The sequence below is a fragment of the Shewanella sp. SW1 genome (assembly GCF_025653545.1).
Taxonomy (GTDB): Bacteria; Pseudomonadota; Gammaproteobacteria; order Enterobacterales; family Shewanellaceae; genus Shewanella; species Shewanella oncorhynchi.
On record NZ_JAKKSG010000051.1, the window covers coordinates 1 to 1,215 of the forward strand.

At 44.0% G+C, this 1,215-nt stretch carries 1 protein-coding gene; it reads left to right on the plus strand.

The genetic code is table 11. The features are described 5' to 3' along the window. Positions 1 to 73 precede the first annotated feature (73 nt). Positions 74 to 1,215, plus strand: a protein-coding gene (locus L5M71_RS22965) for an IS3 family transposase (RefSeq protein WP_263220683.1) whose coding sequence is annotated in 2 segments (ribosomal slippage) — positions 74 to 332 and positions 332 to 1,215 — 1,143 coding nt annotated over the 2 segments. Because the reading frame shifts where the segments join, the coding sequence is not laid out codon by codon here. This gene is flagged as partial in the annotation.

The following is a 1,215-nucleotide window of genomic DNA, read 5'->3' on the forward strand; positions in this document are numbered from 1 at the left end:
TGTAGTGGCACACTGAATTTGGCCACCTAATAAGAAATGTTATGATCCACTCATAACCCATTTAGGTGACAACATGAATAAAAGTAAACGTGCACGATATAGTGCTGCAATTAAGCTCGAAACCGCTCAATTAGTCATAGATCAAGATTACACACAAGAAGCGGCGGCGAAAGCCATGAACGTGGGTAAATCAACGGTCAGTAAGTGGGTAACACAGCTTCAGGTTGAGCGCCAAGGGCTTGCTCCTAAAGCCTCACCCATGACACCTGAGCAAATTGAAATTAAGGCACTTAAACGTGAAATTGAACGGATTAATCTCGAAAAAGAAATCCTAAAAAAGGCTACCGCTCTATTGATRTCGGACTCGCTGAACAATTCTCGATAATCGAGAAACTCAATCAGAGCAACAAATACCCTATTTCAGTGTTATGCCATGTATTTAACGTGAACCGGAGTAGCTACCGTTATTGGGTGAGCMGTGAACTTGTAGCGACACCTGAACAGCGGATTTTAGAGTGTGAAATCAAAGCAATACACGCTGAAAGCAAACAGTCTGCTGGTKCAAGAAGTATCGCAACAATCGCCTCTGAACGTGGCTTTGCGTTAAGTCGTTATAGGGCGACTCGGTTAATGAAAAAGCTTGGATTAGTGAGCTGCCAACAACCCAAACACCGCTATAAGAAGGCTGAAAATGAGCATGTGACCATCCCTAATTTACTCAAGCGACAATTTGCCGTTGTCGAACCAAACACCGTTTGGTGTGGCGATGTGACGTATATTTGGGCGGGTAATCGTTGGTGTTATTTAGCGGTTGTGCTGGATTTATTTTCGAGAAAAGCCATTGGTTGGGCGATGTCATTTTCACCGGATACAGAGTTAACGGTGAAGGCCTTAGATATGGCCTTTGAATCTCGTGGGAAGCCTAAAAACCTGATATTTCATTCAGATCAAGGCTGTCATTATACCAGCCTGAAATACCGTCAGCGGCTGTGGAAATATCAAATCACCCAGAGCATGAGCCGTCGCGGTAACTGCTGGGATAATGCGCCAATGGAGCGGTTTTTCAGAAGTTTAAAAACGGAATGGCTCCCGACACAAGGCTACAAGAGTTTTAGCGAAGCTAAACAAGATGTGACCGATTACATCATTGGTTATTACTGTGAAGTCAGGCCACATCATTACAATGCAGGATTGAGCCCAAATGAATCAGAGCGA